The organism is Gemmobacter denitrificans (assembly GCF_036964905.1).
Classification (GTDB): domain Bacteria; phylum Pseudomonadota; class Alphaproteobacteria; order Rhodobacterales; family Rhodobacteraceae; genus Gemmobacter; species Gemmobacter denitrificans.
This window is the reverse complement of sequence record NZ_JBALHR010000007.1, coordinates 1-13,518: the sequence shown is the minus strand read 5'-3', so window position 1 is coordinate 13,518 and position 13,518 is coordinate 1. Positions and strand designations below refer to the sequence as shown.

Sequence of the window (13,518 nt, the reverse complement as noted above, 5' to 3'; positions counted from 1 at the left end):
CAGCGCTCCCCTTACTTCTTCTTGCCGGCGATCGGCTTGGCCGGGCCCTTGCGGGTGCGGGCGTTGGTATGGGTGCGCTGACCGCGGACCGGCAGGTTGCGACGGTGGCGCAGGCCACGGTAGCAGCCCAGATCCATCAGGCGCTTGATGTTCATCGACACTTCGCGGCGCAAATCGCCTTCGACGGTGAAGTTGGCGTCGATATATTCGCGGATCGCCAGCACTTCGGCATCCGAAAGCTGGTTCACGCGACGAGCGCGATCGATATTGAGCGATTCACAGATCTGCTCGGCGAAATGAGCGCCGATGCCATGGATATACTGGAGCGCGATCGGAACCCGTTTCGCGGTCGGGATGTTGACGCCAGCAATACGTGCCACGCGTGTCTTCCTTCATGTTGCGGTTCCGTAATGCCAGAACCTTTTTTCACAACCCCGGCACGGCATGGTGAGTGCATTAACTGCCGCCCGGAACTCTGGCCCATCGCATTGCCAGAAAAGACAAGGCCACGGACGATTCCCATACGGGACGCCGTGGCTTAGGGTGTTTTCGGCCACCCGTCAAGGGCAGCAAGGGCATTTTCAGGCCTTGTCAAGAACTTTCGCGATGGCAGCGCCGACGTCGGCCATGGGGGCCATGCCATCCACCTGCTTCAACTCGCCCTTGGCATAGTAATAGCCCAGAAGCGGCGCGGTCTTCTTGTAGTATTCGCGCAAACGCCCCGCAAAAACCTCGGGGTTGTCGTCGGCACGAACCGGTTGGCCAGCGGCAGCGGCATCTTCCGCGCGCCGCACGATGCGCGCGACAAGCGCCTCGTCATCCACCACCAGTTCAATCACCGCATCAAGGGTCTGCCCAGTCCGCGCCAGCAGGGCGCCAAGGGCATCTGCCTGGGCAAGGGTGCGCGGGAAGCCATCAAAGATGAAGCCCCCGCCTGCCGGACCAGCCATCTTTTCCTCGATCAGCCCGATCACGATTTCATCGGTGACAAGCTGGCCCTTGTCCATCACCTCGGCGACTTTGCGGCCCATTTCGGTGCCCGATGTCTTGGCTTCGCGCAACATGTCGCCCGTAGAGAGCTGCACCATGTTGCGTTCATCCACCAGCCGTTTGGCCTGGGTACCTTTGCCGGCACCTGGGGGGCCGAGGAGAATGATGTTGACCATGATGCAGCGTTCCTCCGGGATTTAGCGACGGGTCGGGGCCCTGGTGCTGCGCTTCTTGCGCAGCTGCGATTTCTCGATCAGGCCCTCATACTGATGTGCCAGCAGATGCGACTGGATCTGGTTGATCGTGTCCATCGTCACCGACACGACGATCAGTACAGAGGTCCCCCCCAGATAGAACGGGATCGCCAGCTGGGCGCGGATGATTTCGGGCAGAAGGCAGACAAAGGCCAGATAGGCGGCACCGATCACCAGGATACGGTTGACCACATATTCCAGATACTCCTCGGTCTTCTTTCCCGGGCGCAGACCGGGAATGAACCCGTTCTGGTTCTTCAGGTTCTCAGCCACGTCCTCCACCTTGAACGACACGTTGAAGGTGTAGAAATAGGTGAAGAACACGATCATGCCGGTGAAGAACAGCAGATAGAGCGGCTGGCCGGGGCCGAAATAGGCCAGAACCCACGACATGATCGGCCCTGTCCCCTGCCCCGAAAAGGCAGCCAGAGTCGTCGGCAGCAGCAGCAAGGACGAAGCAAAGATTGCCGGGATCACGTTGGCCGGGTTCACCTTGATCGGCAGATGCGACGATCCACCGTCATAGACCTTCATGCCGACCTGACGGCGCGGATACTGGATATGGATCTTGCGCAGCGCGCGTTCCATGAACACCACGAAGGCAATCACGGCCACCAGCATCACAATCACGCCAATGATGACGGCGGGCGACAGCGCGCCCGACCGGCCCTGGCTGAAGAACTGCGCCAATGCGGCGGGAATCTCGGCCACGATCCCGACAAAGATGATGAGGGATGTGCCGTTGCCGATCCCGCGGGCGGTGATCTGTTCGCCCAGCCACATCAGGAACATTGTGCCGCCCACCAGCGTGATGACCACGGCGGCCTTGAAGAACAGGCCTGGCTCATGCGCCAGATTGCCGGCCTCAAGGCTGACCGCGATCCCCCAGGCCTGGAACAGCGCAAGCGCCACCGTGCCATAGCGGGTGTACTGGTTCAGCTTCTTGCGGCCCTGTTCGCCTTCTTTCTTCAGCTGTTCCAGCGGCGCCCACATGGCCGACAGCAGCTGAACGATGATTGAGGCGCTGATATAGGGCATGATCCCAAGCGCGAAAATGCCCATGCGGCTGATTGCGCCGCCCGTGAACATGTTCAGCATCCCGCCCAGACCGGCCGAAACATCCGCCATGAATTCGCGCAGCGAGGCACCGTCGATGCCCGGCACGGGGATATATGTGCCGATCCGGTAAACGATCAGAAGGCCGATGGTGAAGAAGATGCGTTGGCGAAGGTCGGTCGCCTTGCCAAGGGCGCCCCAGCTCAGGTTCGCCGCCATTTGCTCTGCAGCAGATGCCATGCCCGGTTTCTTTCATGAGAGCGCCGCCGAACCGGGTTTTCCGGTCGGCGGCGCGGGAAAACTTGACTTGATGTAAGCGGTCTTTCGACCGCTCACAACCTTTATTCCGCCGCAGCCTGCGCCGCTTCCGCCACCGTGAGCGAGCCGCCAGCCTTGGCCACCGCGTCGATCGCAGCCGCCGAAGCGCCGGTCACGGTGATGGTCAGCTTCGACTTCACTTCGCCCTTGGCCAGAACGCGCACGCCATCACGCTTGTACTTGGTGACACCGGCGGCGATCAGCGAATCTTCGGTGATCGCATTGGCGTCCAGCTTGCCTGCAGCCACGAATTTCTCGATCAGGCCCAGGTTGATGACCGCGTATTCCTTGGCGTTGGGCTTGTTGAAGCCCCGCTTCGGCAGGCGGCGATACAGCGGCATCTGGCCGCCTTCATAGCCACCAATGGCCACACCCGAACGCGACTTCTGGCCCTTGATACCACGGCCGGCAGTCTTGCCCTTGCCCGAACCCGGACCACGGGCCACGCGCTTCTGCTTGCGGGCTGCGCCAGGATTGTCGTGCAGTTCATTCAGTTTCATGTCGCTTCTCCTTTGGCCGGAAATGCCCCCACAAGCGACAGAGGGGCACACGCGGCGTTTCTTGATTCTTGTGGCGTCAACCGCCACCGGGGGTCGTTATCCCAAGCCTTGCATCTTGGCAAGCCATCAGGGGGTGTTCGGCCAAGACCCGAGCCAAAACGATAGACTAGAAACACAAGCGCCCCGCAGTCCGCGGGGCGCAAATGTCAGAAGGCAGAGACGTTTCAGCCGCGCTCTTCGATGATCTTCACAAGATGCGAGATCTTGTTGACCATACCGCGAACCGAAGGGGTATCTTCCAGTTCACGGGTGCGGTGCATCTTGTTCAGGCCAAGACCTTTCAGGGTCGCGGTCTGGATGGCGGGACGGCGGGCGGCCGAAGCCACCTGCTGAACGACGATGGTCTTTTTCGACATGATCAGGCCTCCACTGCTTCAGCTTCGGGCTTCTTCAGGATGTCGGCGACCTTCTTGCCGCGACGCTGCGCGACCGAACGGGGCGAGGCTTCCTGCTTCAGGCCATCGATGGTGGCGCGGATCATGTTGTAGGGGTTCTGCGACCCGATCGACTTTGCCACGACGTCCTGAACGCCCAGCATTTCGAACACGGCGCGCATCGGACCACCGGCGATGATCCCGGTACCGGCCACGGCCGAACGCATCACGACCTTGCCAGCGCCATGACGGCCTTCCATGTCGTGGTGCAGAGTGCGGCTGTCTTTCAGCGGCACACGGATCATCTGACGCTTGGCCTGCTCGGTGGCCTTGCGGATGGCCTCCGGCACTTCCTTGGCCTTGCCCTTGCCGAAGCCGACGCGACCACGCTGGTCACCGACAACAACCAAGGCTGCAAAGCCGAAGCGCTTGCCACCCTTGACGGTTTTCGACACACGGTTGATCGCGACCAGACGGTCAGCGAATTCCGGGGTTTCCTCGGCGCGGTCGCGACGGTCGCCGCCACGCTGGCCGCGGTCATCCCGACGGTTTTCACGTTCTGCCATAAGGCATTCCTCACAAAAGGTGGCGCGCAAAGCGCCATGATTTGAACCAATCCTGGTGCAGACGGCACAGGGTCGCTGCCCGGATCATCGGGGGGGCGCGAACGCCCCCCGCAGGGATCAGAACTTCAGGCCGCCTTCGCGGGCAGCATCGGCAAGCGCCTTGATCTTGCCGTGGAACAGGAAACCGCCACGGTCGAAGTAGCAGACTTCGACACCGGCAGCCTTGGCGCGTTCGGCAATCGTGGCGCCGACCTTGGCGGCCGCCTCCACGTTGTTCTTGCCGACGAAGCCCAGTTCCTTTTCCAGCGTCGAAGCCGAGGCCAGCGTCACGCCGCGCACGTCGTCGATCAGCTGGACGCTGATGTTCTTGCTCGAGCGATGGACCGACAGGCGCAGGCGCCCGGCGGAAGTCGCCTTGATCTTGTTCCGGACGCGCAGGCGGCGCTTGAGGAACAGCTCTCTCTTGGTGTTCGCCATCTTCGCTATCCTTACTTCTTCTTGCCTTCCTTGCGGAAGACGAACTCATCCTTGTACCGGATGCCCTTGCCCTTGTAGGGCTCGGGGCGCTTCCAGTCACGGATGTTCGCAGCCACCTGACCAACAAGCTGCTGGTCGATGCCTTCCACAACGATTTCCGTCGGCTTCGGCGACGCGACCGTCACACCGGCCGGGACTTCGAAGTTGACTTCGTGGCTATAGCCAAGCGACAGCTTCAGAACATTGCCGGCCATGGCGGCGCGGTAACCCACGCCCTGGATTTCCAGCTCTTTCTTGAAGCCCGTGGTCACGCCCACGACCAGGTTTTCGACCTGGCTGCGGACCATGCCCCACTGCTGACGTGCCCGCTTGGAAGTGCCGCGCGGAGTTACCTTCACGCTGCCTTCTTCCATCGCGATGGTCACATCGTCGGTGGCGGTGAAGGAACGGGTGCCTTTCGGCCCCTTCACTTCGACGGTCTGACCCTTGACCTCGGCGGAAACGCCTTTGGGCAGGGCGACGGGTTTTTTGCCGATACGAGACATCTACCCCTCCTCAGAACACGGTGCAGAGCACTTCGCCACCAACATTGGCGGCGCGGGCTGCTGCATCGGACATGACGCCTTTCGGCGTGGAGACGATGGAAACACCCAGGCCATTGCGGACCGACGGGATTTCCTTGACGCCCATATAAACGCGACGGCCAGGCTTGGACACGCGCTTCAGTTCACGGATGACGGGCTCGCCTTCGAAGTATTTCAGCGAGATCACCAGTTCGCCCTGACCGTTGTCGGTCGAGGCGCGCTCGTAGCCGCGGATATAGCCTTCGTCAGCCAGCACATCCAGAACCCAGGCACGCAGCTTGGAAGCAGGCGTTGCCACGGTGGATTTGCCGCGCATCTGCGCATTGCGGATGCGGGTCAGCATATCGCCGAGAGGATCGTTCATTGACATGGTCGTTCCTCCTTACCAGCTCGACTTGACCATGCCCGGGATCTGACCGAACGAGGCCAGTTCACGCAGCATGATCCGCGAAAGTTTCAGCTTACGATAGTAAGCATGGGGACGGCCCGTCAGCTGGCAGCGGTTGTGCAGCCGGGTGGCGGACGAGTTGCGGGGCAGTTGTGCCAGCTTTTGCGAGGCAACGAAGCGCTCGGCGACCGGCAGGTCCTGGTTGGCAATGATCTCTTTGAGAGCAGCGCGCTTGGCGGCGTAGACGTCCACCAGATGCTGACGCTTCTTCTCGCGTTCGATCATGGATTTTTTGGCCATAATGTCTTTCCTCGCGCGATCAGCTGGAGAACGGCATGTTGAAGTGCTTCAGCAGCGACTTCGCCTCTTTGTCGGTCTTGGCAGTAGTGCAGATGATGATGTCCATGCCCAGAACGTCGTCGATCTTGTCGAAGTCGATCTCGGGGAACACGATCTGCTCTTTCAGACCCATGGCGTAGTTGCCGCGTCCGTCGAAGGAATTGCCCTTCACGCCCCGGAAGTCGCGGACGCGCGGCAGAGCAATATTGATCAGACGGTCGAGGAATTCATACATCCGGTCGCCACGCAGGGTGACCTTGCAGCCCAGCGGCATTTCCTCACGGACACGGAAGCCCGCGATGGACTTCTTGGCCATGGTGATGACCGCCTTCTGACCCGCGATGGCCGTCATCTGCTCTGCAGCAGCCTTGACCTTCTTGGTGTCCTTCACGGCTTCGCCAACGCCCATGTTGATCACGATCTTGTCCAGACGCGGGATCTGCATGTCGTTCTTGTAGCCGAACTCTTCTTTCAGGGCGGCACGAATCTTCGCCTTGAATTCCGCCTTGAGGCGCGGGGTGTATTGTGCAGCGTCAAGCATCAGATCACGTCCCCCGTGGTCTTGGCGTAACGAACCTTCTTGTCGCCTTCCATGCGGAAGCCAACGCGGGTCGGTTTGCCGTTCTTGTCAACGATCGCGAGGTTCGACAGATCGATCGGCATCGCCTTCGCGATCCGGCCCCCCTGCGACGATTGCGACTGCTTGGTGTGACGGATGGCGATGTTCAGGCCATCGACAATCGCCTTGTTGGCCGACGGGTTCACGGACGAGATTTCGCCCTGCTTGCCCTTGTCCTTGCCGGTCAGCACGACAACCTTGTCGCCTTTTTTCAGCTTCGCAGCCATATCACAGCACCTCCGGCGCCAGCGAGATGATCTTCATGAAGTTCTTCGCACGCAGCTCGCGCACGACCGGCCCGAAGATACGGGTGCCGACCGGTTCGCCCTGGTTGTTCAGGATGACGGCGGCGTTACGGTCGAAGCGGATCGAGGTGCCATCTTCACGACGGACTTCCTTGGCGGTGCGAACGACAACGGCCTTGCGGACGTCACCCTTCTTCACGCGACCCTTCGGAATCGCCTCCTTGACCGACACCACGATGATGTCGCCCACGGATGCGTAGCGGCGGTGCGAACCACCCAGAACCTTGATGCACTGAACCCGGCGAGCGCCAGAGTTATCAGCAACATCCAGATTGGTCTGCATCTGGATCATTTGGTTTCTCCCGACCTTTGGAACGGCTGATCAGCACCGCCCCAGGGTTTCGTTCAGATATCTGAACGATGGGATCGAGACCTTCTCAGGCCTCGACCACCACCGTCCAGCGCTTGGTTTTCGAGATCGGCGCACATTCTTCAATGCGCACGGTATCGCCGACCTTGAACTTGTTCTCCGCGTCATGAGCGCGGTATTTCTTCGACTTCCGCACGGTCTTTTGCAGCAGCGGGTGCTTGAAGCGACGCTCGACGAGAACGGTGATGGTCTGCTCGTTCTTGTCCGAGGTGACGACACCCTGAAGGATACGCTTGGGCATGTTGTCTCTCCTCAGTTCGCGGCTTCAGCGGCGTGCTGGTTCAGAACCGTCTTGATGCGGGCAACTTCCTTGCGGACAGCGCGCAAGCGTGCGGTGTTTTCAAGCTGGCCGGTGGCTTGCTGGAAGCGCAGGTTGAACGCTTCCTTTTTCAGTGCCACCAGCTGCTCGCGCAGCTCGGCCGGCGACTTGGCCTTCAGTTCCTTGGCGGTCATGCGCCTTTTCCTTTTGACAATCGCCAGACGGCCCCGATGTTCAGGGTGACCGTTGACCTGGCGGATCAATGACAAACCGGCGAATCCGAGTCACCTCGGAGCCGCAGATGCGCCCGTCTATGCCTTGGGGGGGGCAAATGCAAGCAGAACTTTCCCCCTGCTCAGACGCACGGAACCCGTGTCGCTTTCGCGATGGCAAGCGTGGCAGCGTTCACCATAAGGTTTCGCCATTTCGTCAACCCCGAGGAGATCGACTTTGAAACCTATGCTGACTGTCGCCCTGATGGCCATGGCCGCCATGGCGCAGGCCGAAGACTGGACAATGCCCTGGCAGAAAGACGCCAGCTTCGCGGCCTATAGCACCACTGCCGAAAGCATCACCGGCGATATTTCGATCCGCGGCACCGATTCCGAAAAGGTGCTGACCACCGGCACCGGAACCGAAATCGCGCTGACCTTTGTCGAAGATCGCAGTTCTGGCTGGAATCTGAATGACAACGAAGTCTGGCCGGGTGGTGTCTTTGCCATCACTCAGGACCCCGGCAAATTGGTCAACGACAATACGCTGTGCGGCGCCGACCCGGCGACCTATCTGGTCTTCACCCCACTGGATGATGCCCTGCTGCAAATGGCCGTCTTTTCGGGCGCTGCCCCGGAGAACATTGAAAGCCCCGGCCTCTGTGGCACCTACAATTATTCGATCGAATGAAAGCAAAGGGCCCCCGCCATCTCTGGCAGGGGCCCCGATGTCTGAAAGGGTTGCCCCTTTCAGACTTACCAGTCTTCGCGAACCACAACGCGGGTGGTGACCGGCAGCTTCATCGCGCCAAGACGCAGCGCTTCACGGGCGATTTCCTCGCCCACGCCGTCGATCTCGAACATGATGCGGCCCGGCTTCACCTTGGCCACCCAGCGATCCACCGAACCCTTGCCCGAGCCCATGCGGACTTCGGTCGGCTTCGCGGTCACCGGCAGATCCGGGAAAATCCGGATCCAGACGCGGCCCTGGCGCTTCATGTGGCGGGTGATCGCGCGGCGGGCCGCTTCGATCTGCCGCGCAGTGACGCGCTCGGGTTCGGTTGCCTTCAGGGCGAAGGACCCGAAGTTCAGGGTCGAACCACCCTTGGCTTCGCCGTGGATCCGGCCCTTGTGCTGTTTGCGGAACTTCGTCCGTTTCGGTTGCAGCATTTTCTACTCCCTTAGGCGCGTTCGCGATCGCGACGCGGTGCCCGCGGAGACGGAGTCTCTTCGGACAGGCGACGGTCATGCGCTTGCGGATCATGCTCAAGGATCTCGCCCTTGAAGATCCAGACCTTCACACCGATGATCCCGTAAGGGGTCTTGGCTTCCGACAGCGCATAGTCGATGTCGGCGCGCAGGGTGTGCAGCGGCACACGGCCTTCGCGATACCATTCGGTGCGGGCGATTTCCGCGCCGCCCAGACGGCCCGAAACGTTGACCCGGATACCCAAGGCGCCCAGACGCATCGCGTTCTGCACGCCGCGCTTCATGGCGCGACGGAAGGACACGCGACGTTCCATCTGCTGGGCGATCGACTCGGCCACCAGCTGGGCGTCAAGCTCGGGCTTGCGCACTTCGACGATGTTGAGGTGCAGTTCCGACTTGGTGAACACGGTCAGCTTCTTGCGCAGACCTTCGATGTCTGCACCTTTCTTGCCGATGATCACGCCCGGACGGGCAGTGTGAATGGTCACACGGCACTTCTTGTGGGGGCGCTCGATGATCACGCGGCTGACGCCGGCCTGCTTGCATTCTTCGTGAATGAATTCACGCATGCGCAGGTCTTCCAGCAGCAGGTTGCCGTAATCTTTCGAATCGGCGAACCAGCGGCTGTCCCAGGTGCGGTTCACCTGGAGGCGCATCCCGATGGGGTTTACCTTCTGACCCATTACGCAGTCTCCCCTTTCTGACGCACCTTGATGGTGATTTCCGAGAACGGCTTCATGATCTTGCCGAACCGGCCACGCGCACGCGGACGCCCGCGCTTCATCACCAGGTTCTTGCCGCACCAGGCTTCGGCAACCACCAGCTCGTCAACGTCGAGCCCATGGTTGTTTTCCGCATTGGCGATGGCCGATTGCAGGCACTTCAGAACGTCTTGAGCGATCCGCTTTTTCGAGAAGGTCAGATCGGCAATCGCCTTGTCCACCTTCTTGCCGCGGATCAGACCGGCGACGAGGTTCAGTTTCTGCGGCGAGGTGCGAAGCATGCGGGCTTTCGCCATTGCTTCGTTTTCCGCCACGCGGCGCGGATTCTTTTCCTTACCCATGGCTTACTTCCTCTTGGCTTTCTTGTCGGCGGCGTGGCCGTAATAGGTCCGCGTCGGCGAATATTCCCCGAACTTCTGACCGATCATCTCTTCGGTCACCGCAACCGGGATATGCTTCTTGCCGTTGTAGACGGCGAAGGTCAGCCCCACGAAATGCGGCAGGATGGTGGAACGGCGCGACCAGATCTTGATCACTTCGTTTTTGCCCGACTCGCGCGCCTTGTCTGCCTTCTTCAGCAGATAAGCGTCGACAAAGGGGCCTTTCCAGATAGAACGTGCCATGGATCAGCGCCCCTTCTTCTTGGCATGCCGCGACCGGACAATGTACTTGTCGGTCTGCTTGTTCGAACGGGTCTTGTTCCCCTTGGTGCCTTTGCCCCACGGGGTAACCGGGTGACGGCCACCCGAGGTACGACCCTCACCACCACCATGCGGGTGATCGATCGGGTTCATCGCGACGCCGCGAACGGTCGGACGCACGCCCTTGTGGCGCATACGACCGGCTTTACCGAAGTTCTGGTTCGAGTTGTCGGGGTTCGACACGGCACCCACGGTGGCCATGCATTCCTGACGCACCATGCGCAGTTCGCCCGAGGAAAGGCGGATCTGGGCATAGCCACCGTCACGACCGACGAACTGGGCATAGGTCCCTGCAGCGCGGGCCAGCTGGCCACCCTTGCCGGGCTTCAGTTCGACGTTGTGGACGATGGTACCGATCGGCATGCCCGAGAACGGCATGGCGTTGCCCGGCTTCACGTCGGTCTTGGCGCCGGCGATGACCGAGTCACCCACGGCAAGGCGCTGCGGCGCGAGGATATAGGCCAGTTCGCCATCCTCGTATTTCACCAGCGCGATGAAGGCGGTCCGGTTCGGATCGTATTCGATCCGCTCGACGACTGCCGACATGTCGAATTTGCGGCGTTTGAAGTCCACAACGCGGTACAGGCGCTTTGCGCCACCGCCCTTGTGCCACATCGTGACGCGTCCGGTATTGTTCCGGCCACCTGTCTTGGTCATACCCTCGGTGAGGGCTTTGACCGGACGGCCTTTCCAAAGCTCCGAACGGTCGATCAGAACCAGCCCACGCTGGCCAGGCGTCGTCGGTTTATACGACTTGAGTGCCATGCTTTCTGTCTTCCGTTAGCTTGCGCATAACGCCCCCCTACCCTTGCGGATGTCGGGTCGTCGTCGCGCGGTTGAAGGGCTCCGAAGATCCCCGGTGATATTGCGGCCTGTTCAGAACAGTGATTCCGCAAAAAACCCACGGCCCCGGTTTTCCCGGGGCCGCGCGATTCGGCTGGCTTCTATCAGAGGCCAGTGGCCACGTCGATAGTGTTCCCCTCTTCGAGGATCACATAGGCCTTCTTCTTGTCGCTCCGCTCGCCGATCCGGCCACGGAAACGCTTGACCTTGCCCTTCGCGATGACGGTGTTCACGGCCTTCACCTTCACACCAAAGATCGCCTCGACGGCTTCCTTGATCTGGGGCTTGGTCGCGTCCATCGACACGAGGAAGGTCGCCGCATTCGAGGTTTCGGCCGCAAGGGTCGATTTCTCGGTGATGATCGGCTTCTTGATCAGGTCGTAATGTTCGGGCTTCGCGTTCATTTCAGACGGGCCTCCAGAGCTTCGATCCCGGCCTTGGTGATGACCAGTTGGTCACGACGCAGGATGTCATAGACGTTGGCACCCATCGACGGCAGCACATCGATGGTCTCGATGTTGCGGGCGGCCTTGGCGAAGTTCTCATTCACTTCGGCACCGTCGATGATCAGGACGCGCTTCCAGCCCAGTTCCTTCGCGACCTTGGCCAGCTGTGCGGTCTTGGCTTCGGTCATGGTGGCCGCTTCCAGAACGATCAGCTCACCCGCCTTGGCTTTCGCCGACAGCGCATGACGCAGGCCCAGAGCCCGGAACTTCTTCGGCAGATCATGGGCGTGCGACCGCGGGGTCGGGCCCTTGTAGACGCCACCGTGACGGAAGATCGGCGCCTTCTTGGAACCGTGACGTGCGCCACCGGTGCCTTTCTGGCGATAGATCTTCTTGGTCGAGTAGGAGACGTCCGACTTGCCCAGAACCGAGTGCGTGCCGGCCTGTGCTTTCGCACGCTGCCAGCGCACCACACGGTGCAGGATGTCAGCGCGCGGCTCGAGGCCGAACAGCGCTTCGTCAAGGTCGATGGAACCGGCTTTGCCGCCGTCCAGCTTGATCACATCAAGTTTCATGCTTCACCCCCTTCGACGGCGGCTTCAGCAGCCGGAGCAGCCGAACGAATGGCAGCCGGCAGCGGCAGACCGGCCGGAGCCGCTTTCTTGACCGCATCCTTGATGGTGACCCAGCCACCCTTGGAACCGGGCACTGCGCCCTTCACCAGGATCAGGCCACGGTCGGCATCGGTTTTCACGACTTGCAGGTTCTGCGTGGTGACACGCACGGCACCCAGATGGCCAGCCATCTTCTTGCCCTTGAACACCTTGCCCGGGTCCTGGCACTGGCCGGTCGAACCGTGCGAACGGTGCGAGATCGACACACCGTGCGAGGCGCGCAGACCACCGAAGTTGTGACGCTTCATCGCACCGGCAAAGCCTTTACCGATCGAGGTGCCAGCGATGTCAACGAACTGACCTGCCAGATAGTGGTCAGCGGTGATTTCCGCGCCCACTTCGATCAGGTTGTCAGCCGACACGCGGAACTCGGCCACTTTGCGCTTCGGGGCCACATTCGCTTTCGCGAAGTGACCACGCTGTGCAGCGGTCGTGTTCTTGGCCTTGGCGGAACCGGCACCCAGTTGAACGGCGGTGTATCCGTCACGGTCGGCGGTGCGCTGAGCAACCACCTGCAGGGCGTCGAGTTGAAGAACGGTTACAGGAACCTGCTTGCCGTCTTCGAGGAACAGCCGGGTCATGCCCAGCTTCTTGGCGATAACACCAGAACGCATCTGTTTCGCCTCCCCTTACACTTTGATCTCGACATCCACGCCAGCGGCGAGGTCGAGCTTCATCAGCGCGTCCACGGTCTGGGGGGTCGGATCAACGATGTCGAGAAGACGCTTGTGCGTGCGGATTTCCCACTGGTCGCGCGACTTCTTGTCGATGTGCGGACCACGGAGAACCGTGAATTTCTCGATCTTGTTCGGCAGCGGGATCGGGCCGCGCACTTGCGCGCCGGTCCGCTTGGCCGTGTTCACGATTTCCTGCGTGCTGGCATCCAGAACGCGGTAATCGAAGGCTTTCAGCCTGATACGGATGGTCTGTGACATATGTGCCCCTTGGGCTCGGCGGGAAGCTTCGGGCCGGCGCACCGCCCCCAAACCCCTCTTCCGTAGGTTTCTTGCATAGGGATGAAAGAAACGAGTCGGCCCCGAGGGACCGACCCGTTTACATCGCTTGGGGCCTTTAGACCGGGCGCGCCAACAAAGCAAGGGTGGAATCGCGGGAATGGTGAATTTCCACCGCGTCGTGACAGCCGAAGCCCCTCAGAAATGCAAAAGGCCGCCCGAAGGGGCGGCCTTTCTGTCCGATGACCCGAGGGTCACCAGAACATCATCACTCGATGATTTTCGACACGACGCCTGCG

General features: G+C 61.0%; 25 protein-coding genes. 1 reads left to right on the top strand and 24 read right to left on the bottom strand.

All coding sequences use genetic code 11. From position 1 onward, the window contains the following. Positions 1 to 11: 11 nt before the first annotated feature. The 15 genes from rpsM to rpmC all read right to left on the bottom strand — a co-directional run bounded on the left by rpsM (position 12) and on the right by rpmC (position 7,653). Complete coding sequence (gene rpsM, locus V6590_RS12240; protein ID WP_335423456.1) at positions 12 to 380, bottom strand: 30S ribosomal protein S13; 369 nt, start codon at positions 378 to 380, stop codon at positions 12 to 14. Between the two features lie 201 nt (positions 381 to 581). Then, positions 582 to 1,166, bottom strand: coding sequence for an adenylate kinase (locus V6590_RS12235; protein ID WP_335423453.1), 585 nt, complete (start codon positions 1,164 to 1,166; stop codon positions 582 to 584). 21 nt (positions 1,167 to 1,187) lie between these two features. Next, the gene (gene secY / locus V6590_RS12230) at positions 1,188 to 2,540 is read right to left on the bottom strand and encodes a preprotein translocase subunit SecY (RefSeq protein WP_335423451.1); all 1,353 of its coding nucleotides are present in this window, start codon (positions 2,538 to 2,540) and stop codon (positions 1,188 to 1,190) included. A 101-nt stretch (positions 2,541 to 2,641) separates the two neighbouring features. Further along, on the bottom strand, positions 2,642 to 3,118 hold the full coding sequence (rplO, locus tag V6590_RS12225; RefSeq protein ID WP_335423449.1) for a 50S ribosomal protein L15: 477 nt from the start codon (positions 3,116 to 3,118) through the stop codon (positions 2,642 to 2,644). Positions 3,119 to 3,342: 224 nt separating this feature from the next. Continuing rightward, positions 3,343 to 3,534, bottom strand: coding sequence for a 50S ribosomal protein L30 (gene rpmD, locus V6590_RS12220; protein WP_335423447.1), 192 nt, complete (start codon positions 3,532 to 3,534; stop codon positions 3,343 to 3,345). 2 nt (positions 3,535 to 3,536) lie between these two features. Then, positions 3,537 to 4,118 (bottom strand): 30S ribosomal protein S5, encoded by a 582-nt coding sequence (gene rpsE, locus V6590_RS12215; protein ID WP_335423445.1) that lies wholly within the window; start codon positions 4,116 to 4,118, stop codon positions 3,537 to 3,539. A gap of 117 nt (positions 4,119 to 4,235) precedes the next feature. Continuing rightward, entirely contained in the window at positions 4,236 to 4,595 is a 360-nt protein-coding gene (gene rplR, locus V6590_RS12210; RefSeq protein WP_335423443.1) for a 50S ribosomal protein L18, read from the bottom strand. Between the two features lie 11 nt (positions 4,596 to 4,606). Beyond that, complete coding sequence (gene rplF, locus V6590_RS12205; RefSeq protein ID WP_335423441.1) at positions 4,607 to 5,140, bottom strand: 50S ribosomal protein L6; 534 nt, start codon at positions 5,138 to 5,140, stop codon at positions 4,607 to 4,609. Positions 5,141 to 5,150: 10 nt separating this feature from the next. Beyond that, on the bottom strand, positions 5,151 to 5,549 hold the full coding sequence (gene rpsH, locus V6590_RS12200) for a 30S ribosomal protein S8 (RefSeq protein ID WP_335423440.1): 399 nt from the start codon (positions 5,547 to 5,549) through the stop codon (positions 5,151 to 5,153). A gap of 12 nt (positions 5,550 to 5,561) precedes the next feature. Next, on the bottom strand, positions 5,562 to 5,867 hold the full coding sequence (rpsN, locus tag V6590_RS12195; RefSeq protein ID WP_335423438.1) for a 30S ribosomal protein S14: 306 nt from the start codon (positions 5,865 to 5,867) through the stop codon (positions 5,562 to 5,564). A 19-nt stretch (positions 5,868 to 5,886) separates the two neighbouring features. Continuing rightward, complete coding sequence (rplE, locus tag V6590_RS12190) at positions 5,887 to 6,447, bottom strand: 50S ribosomal protein L5 (RefSeq protein WP_335423436.1); 561 nt, start codon at positions 6,445 to 6,447, stop codon at positions 5,887 to 5,889. Then, positions 6,447 to 6,752 carry a 50S ribosomal protein L24 gene (gene rplX, locus V6590_RS12185; protein ID WP_335423434.1) on the bottom strand — a complete coding sequence of 102 codons (306 nt, stop codon included), beginning with the start codon at positions 6,750 to 6,752 and terminating at the stop codon, positions 6,447 to 6,449. The genes rplE and rplX overlap by 1 nt, the downstream gene beginning before the upstream one ends. A gap of 1 nt (position 6,753) precedes the next feature. Continuing rightward, positions 6,754 to 7,122 (bottom strand): 50S ribosomal protein L14, encoded by a 369-nt coding sequence (gene rplN / locus V6590_RS12180; protein WP_023666245.1) that lies wholly within the window; start codon positions 7,120 to 7,122, stop codon positions 6,754 to 6,756. A gap of 85 nt (positions 7,123 to 7,207) precedes the next feature. Further along, positions 7,208 to 7,441 carry a 30S ribosomal protein S17 gene (gene rpsQ, locus V6590_RS12175; RefSeq protein ID WP_137110191.1) on the bottom strand — a complete coding sequence of 78 codons (234 nt, stop codon included), beginning with the start codon at positions 7,439 to 7,441 and terminating at the stop codon, positions 7,208 to 7,210. An 11-nt stretch (positions 7,442 to 7,452) separates the two neighbouring features. Further along, entirely contained in the window at positions 7,453 to 7,653 is a 201-nt protein-coding gene (gene rpmC / locus V6590_RS12170) for a 50S ribosomal protein L29 (RefSeq protein ID WP_335423415.1), read from the bottom strand. 256 nt (positions 7,654 to 7,909) lie between these two features. On the opposite strand from rpmC, the gene V6590_RS12165 reads away from it, so the two are divergent. Beyond that, positions 7,910 to 8,362, top strand: coding sequence for a hypothetical protein (locus V6590_RS12165; RefSeq protein WP_335423414.1), 453 nt, complete (start codon positions 7,910 to 7,912; stop codon positions 8,360 to 8,362). Positions 8,363 to 8,427: 65 nt separating this feature from the next. Here the strand turns inward: V6590_RS12165 and rplP are convergent, their stop codons facing one another. The 9 genes from rplP to rpsJ all read right to left on the bottom strand — a co-directional run bounded on the left by rplP (position 8,428) and on the right by rpsJ (position 13,201). Further along, the gene (gene rplP, locus V6590_RS12160; RefSeq protein WP_335423411.1) at positions 8,428 to 8,841 is read right to left on the bottom strand and encodes a 50S ribosomal protein L16; all 414 of its coding nucleotides are present in this window, start codon (positions 8,839 to 8,841) and stop codon (positions 8,428 to 8,430) included. Between the two features lie 11 nt (positions 8,842 to 8,852). After that, the gene (gene rpsC / locus V6590_RS12155) at positions 8,853 to 9,563 is read right to left on the bottom strand and encodes a 30S ribosomal protein S3 (RefSeq protein WP_335423408.1); all 711 of its coding nucleotides are present in this window, start codon (positions 9,561 to 9,563) and stop codon (positions 8,853 to 8,855) included. Then, positions 9,563 to 9,943 (bottom strand): 50S ribosomal protein L22, encoded by a 381-nt coding sequence (gene rplV, locus V6590_RS12150; protein ID WP_335423406.1) that lies wholly within the window; start codon positions 9,941 to 9,943, stop codon positions 9,563 to 9,565. Before rplV ends, rpsC begins: the two co-directional genes overlap by 1 nt. Before the next feature lie 3 nt (positions 9,944 to 9,946). Further along, complete coding sequence (gene rpsS, locus V6590_RS12145) at positions 9,947 to 10,225, bottom strand: 30S ribosomal protein S19 (protein ID WP_335423403.1); 279 nt, start codon at positions 10,223 to 10,225, stop codon at positions 9,947 to 9,949. A 3-nt stretch (positions 10,226 to 10,228) separates the two neighbouring features. Next, positions 10,229 to 11,068, bottom strand: coding sequence for a 50S ribosomal protein L2 (gene rplB / locus V6590_RS12140; RefSeq protein WP_335423401.1), 840 nt, complete (start codon positions 11,066 to 11,068; stop codon positions 10,229 to 10,231). A 182-nt stretch (positions 11,069 to 11,250) separates the two neighbouring features. Beyond that, positions 11,251 to 11,550: a 50S ribosomal protein L23 gene (locus tag V6590_RS12135; protein WP_335423400.1), complete on the bottom strand. Its 300-nt coding sequence runs from the start codon at positions 11,548 to 11,550 to the stop codon at positions 11,251 to 11,253. Further along, positions 11,547 to 12,167 carry a 50S ribosomal protein L4 gene (gene rplD, locus V6590_RS12130; RefSeq protein ID WP_335423398.1) on the bottom strand — a complete coding sequence of 207 codons (621 nt, stop codon included), beginning with the start codon at positions 12,165 to 12,167 and terminating at the stop codon, positions 11,547 to 11,549. The genes V6590_RS12135 and rplD overlap by 4 nt, the downstream gene beginning before the upstream one ends. After that, positions 12,164 to 12,880 (bottom strand): 50S ribosomal protein L3, encoded by a 717-nt coding sequence (gene rplC, locus V6590_RS12125; protein ID WP_119133417.1) that lies wholly within the window; start codon positions 12,878 to 12,880, stop codon positions 12,164 to 12,166. Before rplC ends, rplD begins: the two co-directional genes overlap by 4 nt. A 15-nt stretch (positions 12,881 to 12,895) precedes the next feature. Beyond that, entirely contained in the window at positions 12,896 to 13,201 is a 306-nt protein-coding gene (gene rpsJ, locus V6590_RS12120) for a 30S ribosomal protein S10 (RefSeq protein ID WP_054301625.1), read from the bottom strand. Positions 13,202 to 13,518: the final 317 nt, after the last annotated feature.

Bases quoted from the DNA above. Each gene is read 5' to 3' on its own strand.
- V6590_RS12235 (WP_335423453.1), bottom strand. From the start codon at position 1,166: ATGGTCAACATCATTCTCCTCGGCCCCCCAGGTGCCGGCAAAGGTACC.
- secY (WP_335423451.1), bottom strand. From the start codon at position 2,540: ATGGCATCTGCTGCAGAGCAAATGGCGGCGAACCTGAGCTGGGGCGCC.
- rplO (WP_335423449.1), bottom strand. From the start codon at position 3,118: ATGAAACTGAATGAACTGCACGACAATCCTGGCGCAGCCCGCAAGCAG.
- rpmD (WP_335423447.1), bottom strand. From the start codon at position 3,534: ATGTCGAAAAAGACCATCGTCGTTCAGCAGGTGGCTTCGGCCGCCCGC.
- rpsE (WP_335423445.1), bottom strand. From the start codon at position 4,118: ATGGCAGAACGTGAAAACCGTCGGGATGACCGCGGCCAGCGTGGCGGC.
- rplR (WP_335423443.1), bottom strand. From the start codon at position 4,595: ATGGCGAACACCAAGAGAGAGCTGTTCCTCAAGCGCCGCCTGCGCGTC.
- rplF (WP_335423441.1), bottom strand. From the start codon at position 5,140: ATGTCTCGTATCGGCAAAAAACCCGTCGCCCTGCCCAAAGGCGTTTCC.
- rpsH (WP_335423440.1), bottom strand. From the start codon at position 5,549: ATGTCAATGAACGATCCTCTCGGCGATATGCTGACCCGCATCCGCAAT.
- rpsN (WP_335423438.1), bottom strand. From the start codon at position 5,867: ATGGCCAAAAAATCCATGATCGAACGCGAGAAGAAGCGTCAGCATCTG.
- rplE (WP_335423436.1), bottom strand. From the start codon at position 6,447: ATGCTTGACGCTGCACAATACACCCCGCGCCTCAAGGCGGAATTCAAG.
- rplX (WP_335423434.1), bottom strand. From the start codon at position 6,752: ATGGCTGCGAAGCTGAAAAAAGGCGACAAGGTTGTCGTGCTGACCGGC.
- rplN (WP_023666245.1), bottom strand. From the start codon at position 7,122: ATGATCCAGATGCAGACCAATCTGGATGTTGCTGATAACTCTGGCGCT.
- rpsQ (WP_137110191.1), bottom strand. From the start codon at position 7,441: ATGCCCAAGCGTATCCTTCAGGGTGTCGTCACCTCGGACAAGAACGAG.
- rpmC (WP_335423415.1), bottom strand. From the start codon at position 7,653: ATGACCGCCAAGGAACTGAAGGCCAAGTCGCCGGCCGAGCTGCGCGAG.
- rplP (WP_335423411.1), bottom strand. From the start codon at position 8,841: ATGCTGCAACCGAAACGGACGAAGTTCCGCAAACAGCACAAGGGCCGG.
- rpsC (WP_335423408.1), bottom strand. From the start codon at position 9,563: ATGGGTCAGAAGGTAAACCCCATCGGGATGCGCCTCCAGGTGAACCGC.
- rplV (WP_335423406.1), bottom strand. From the start codon at position 9,943: ATGGGTAAGGAAAAGAATCCGCGCCGCGTGGCGGAAAACGAAGCAATG.
- rpsS (WP_335423403.1), bottom strand. From the start codon at position 10,225: ATGGCACGTTCTATCTGGAAAGGCCCCTTTGTCGACGCTTATCTGCTG.
- rplB (WP_335423401.1), bottom strand. From the start codon at position 11,068: ATGGCACTCAAGTCGTATAAACCGACGACGCCTGGCCAGCGTGGGCTG.
- V6590_RS12135 (WP_335423400.1), bottom strand. From the start codon at position 11,550: ATGAACGCGAAGCCCGAACATTACGACCTGATCAAGAAGCCGATCATC.
- rplD (WP_335423398.1), bottom strand. From the start codon at position 12,167: ATGAAACTTGATGTGATCAAGCTGGACGGCGGCAAAGCCGGTTCCATC.
- rplC (WP_119133417.1), bottom strand. From the start codon at position 12,880: ATGCGTTCTGGTGTTATCGCCAAGAAGCTGGGCATGACCCGGCTGTTC.
- rpsJ (WP_054301625.1), bottom strand. From the start codon at position 13,201: ATGTCACAGACCATCCGTATCAGGCTGAAAGCCTTCGATTACCGCGTT.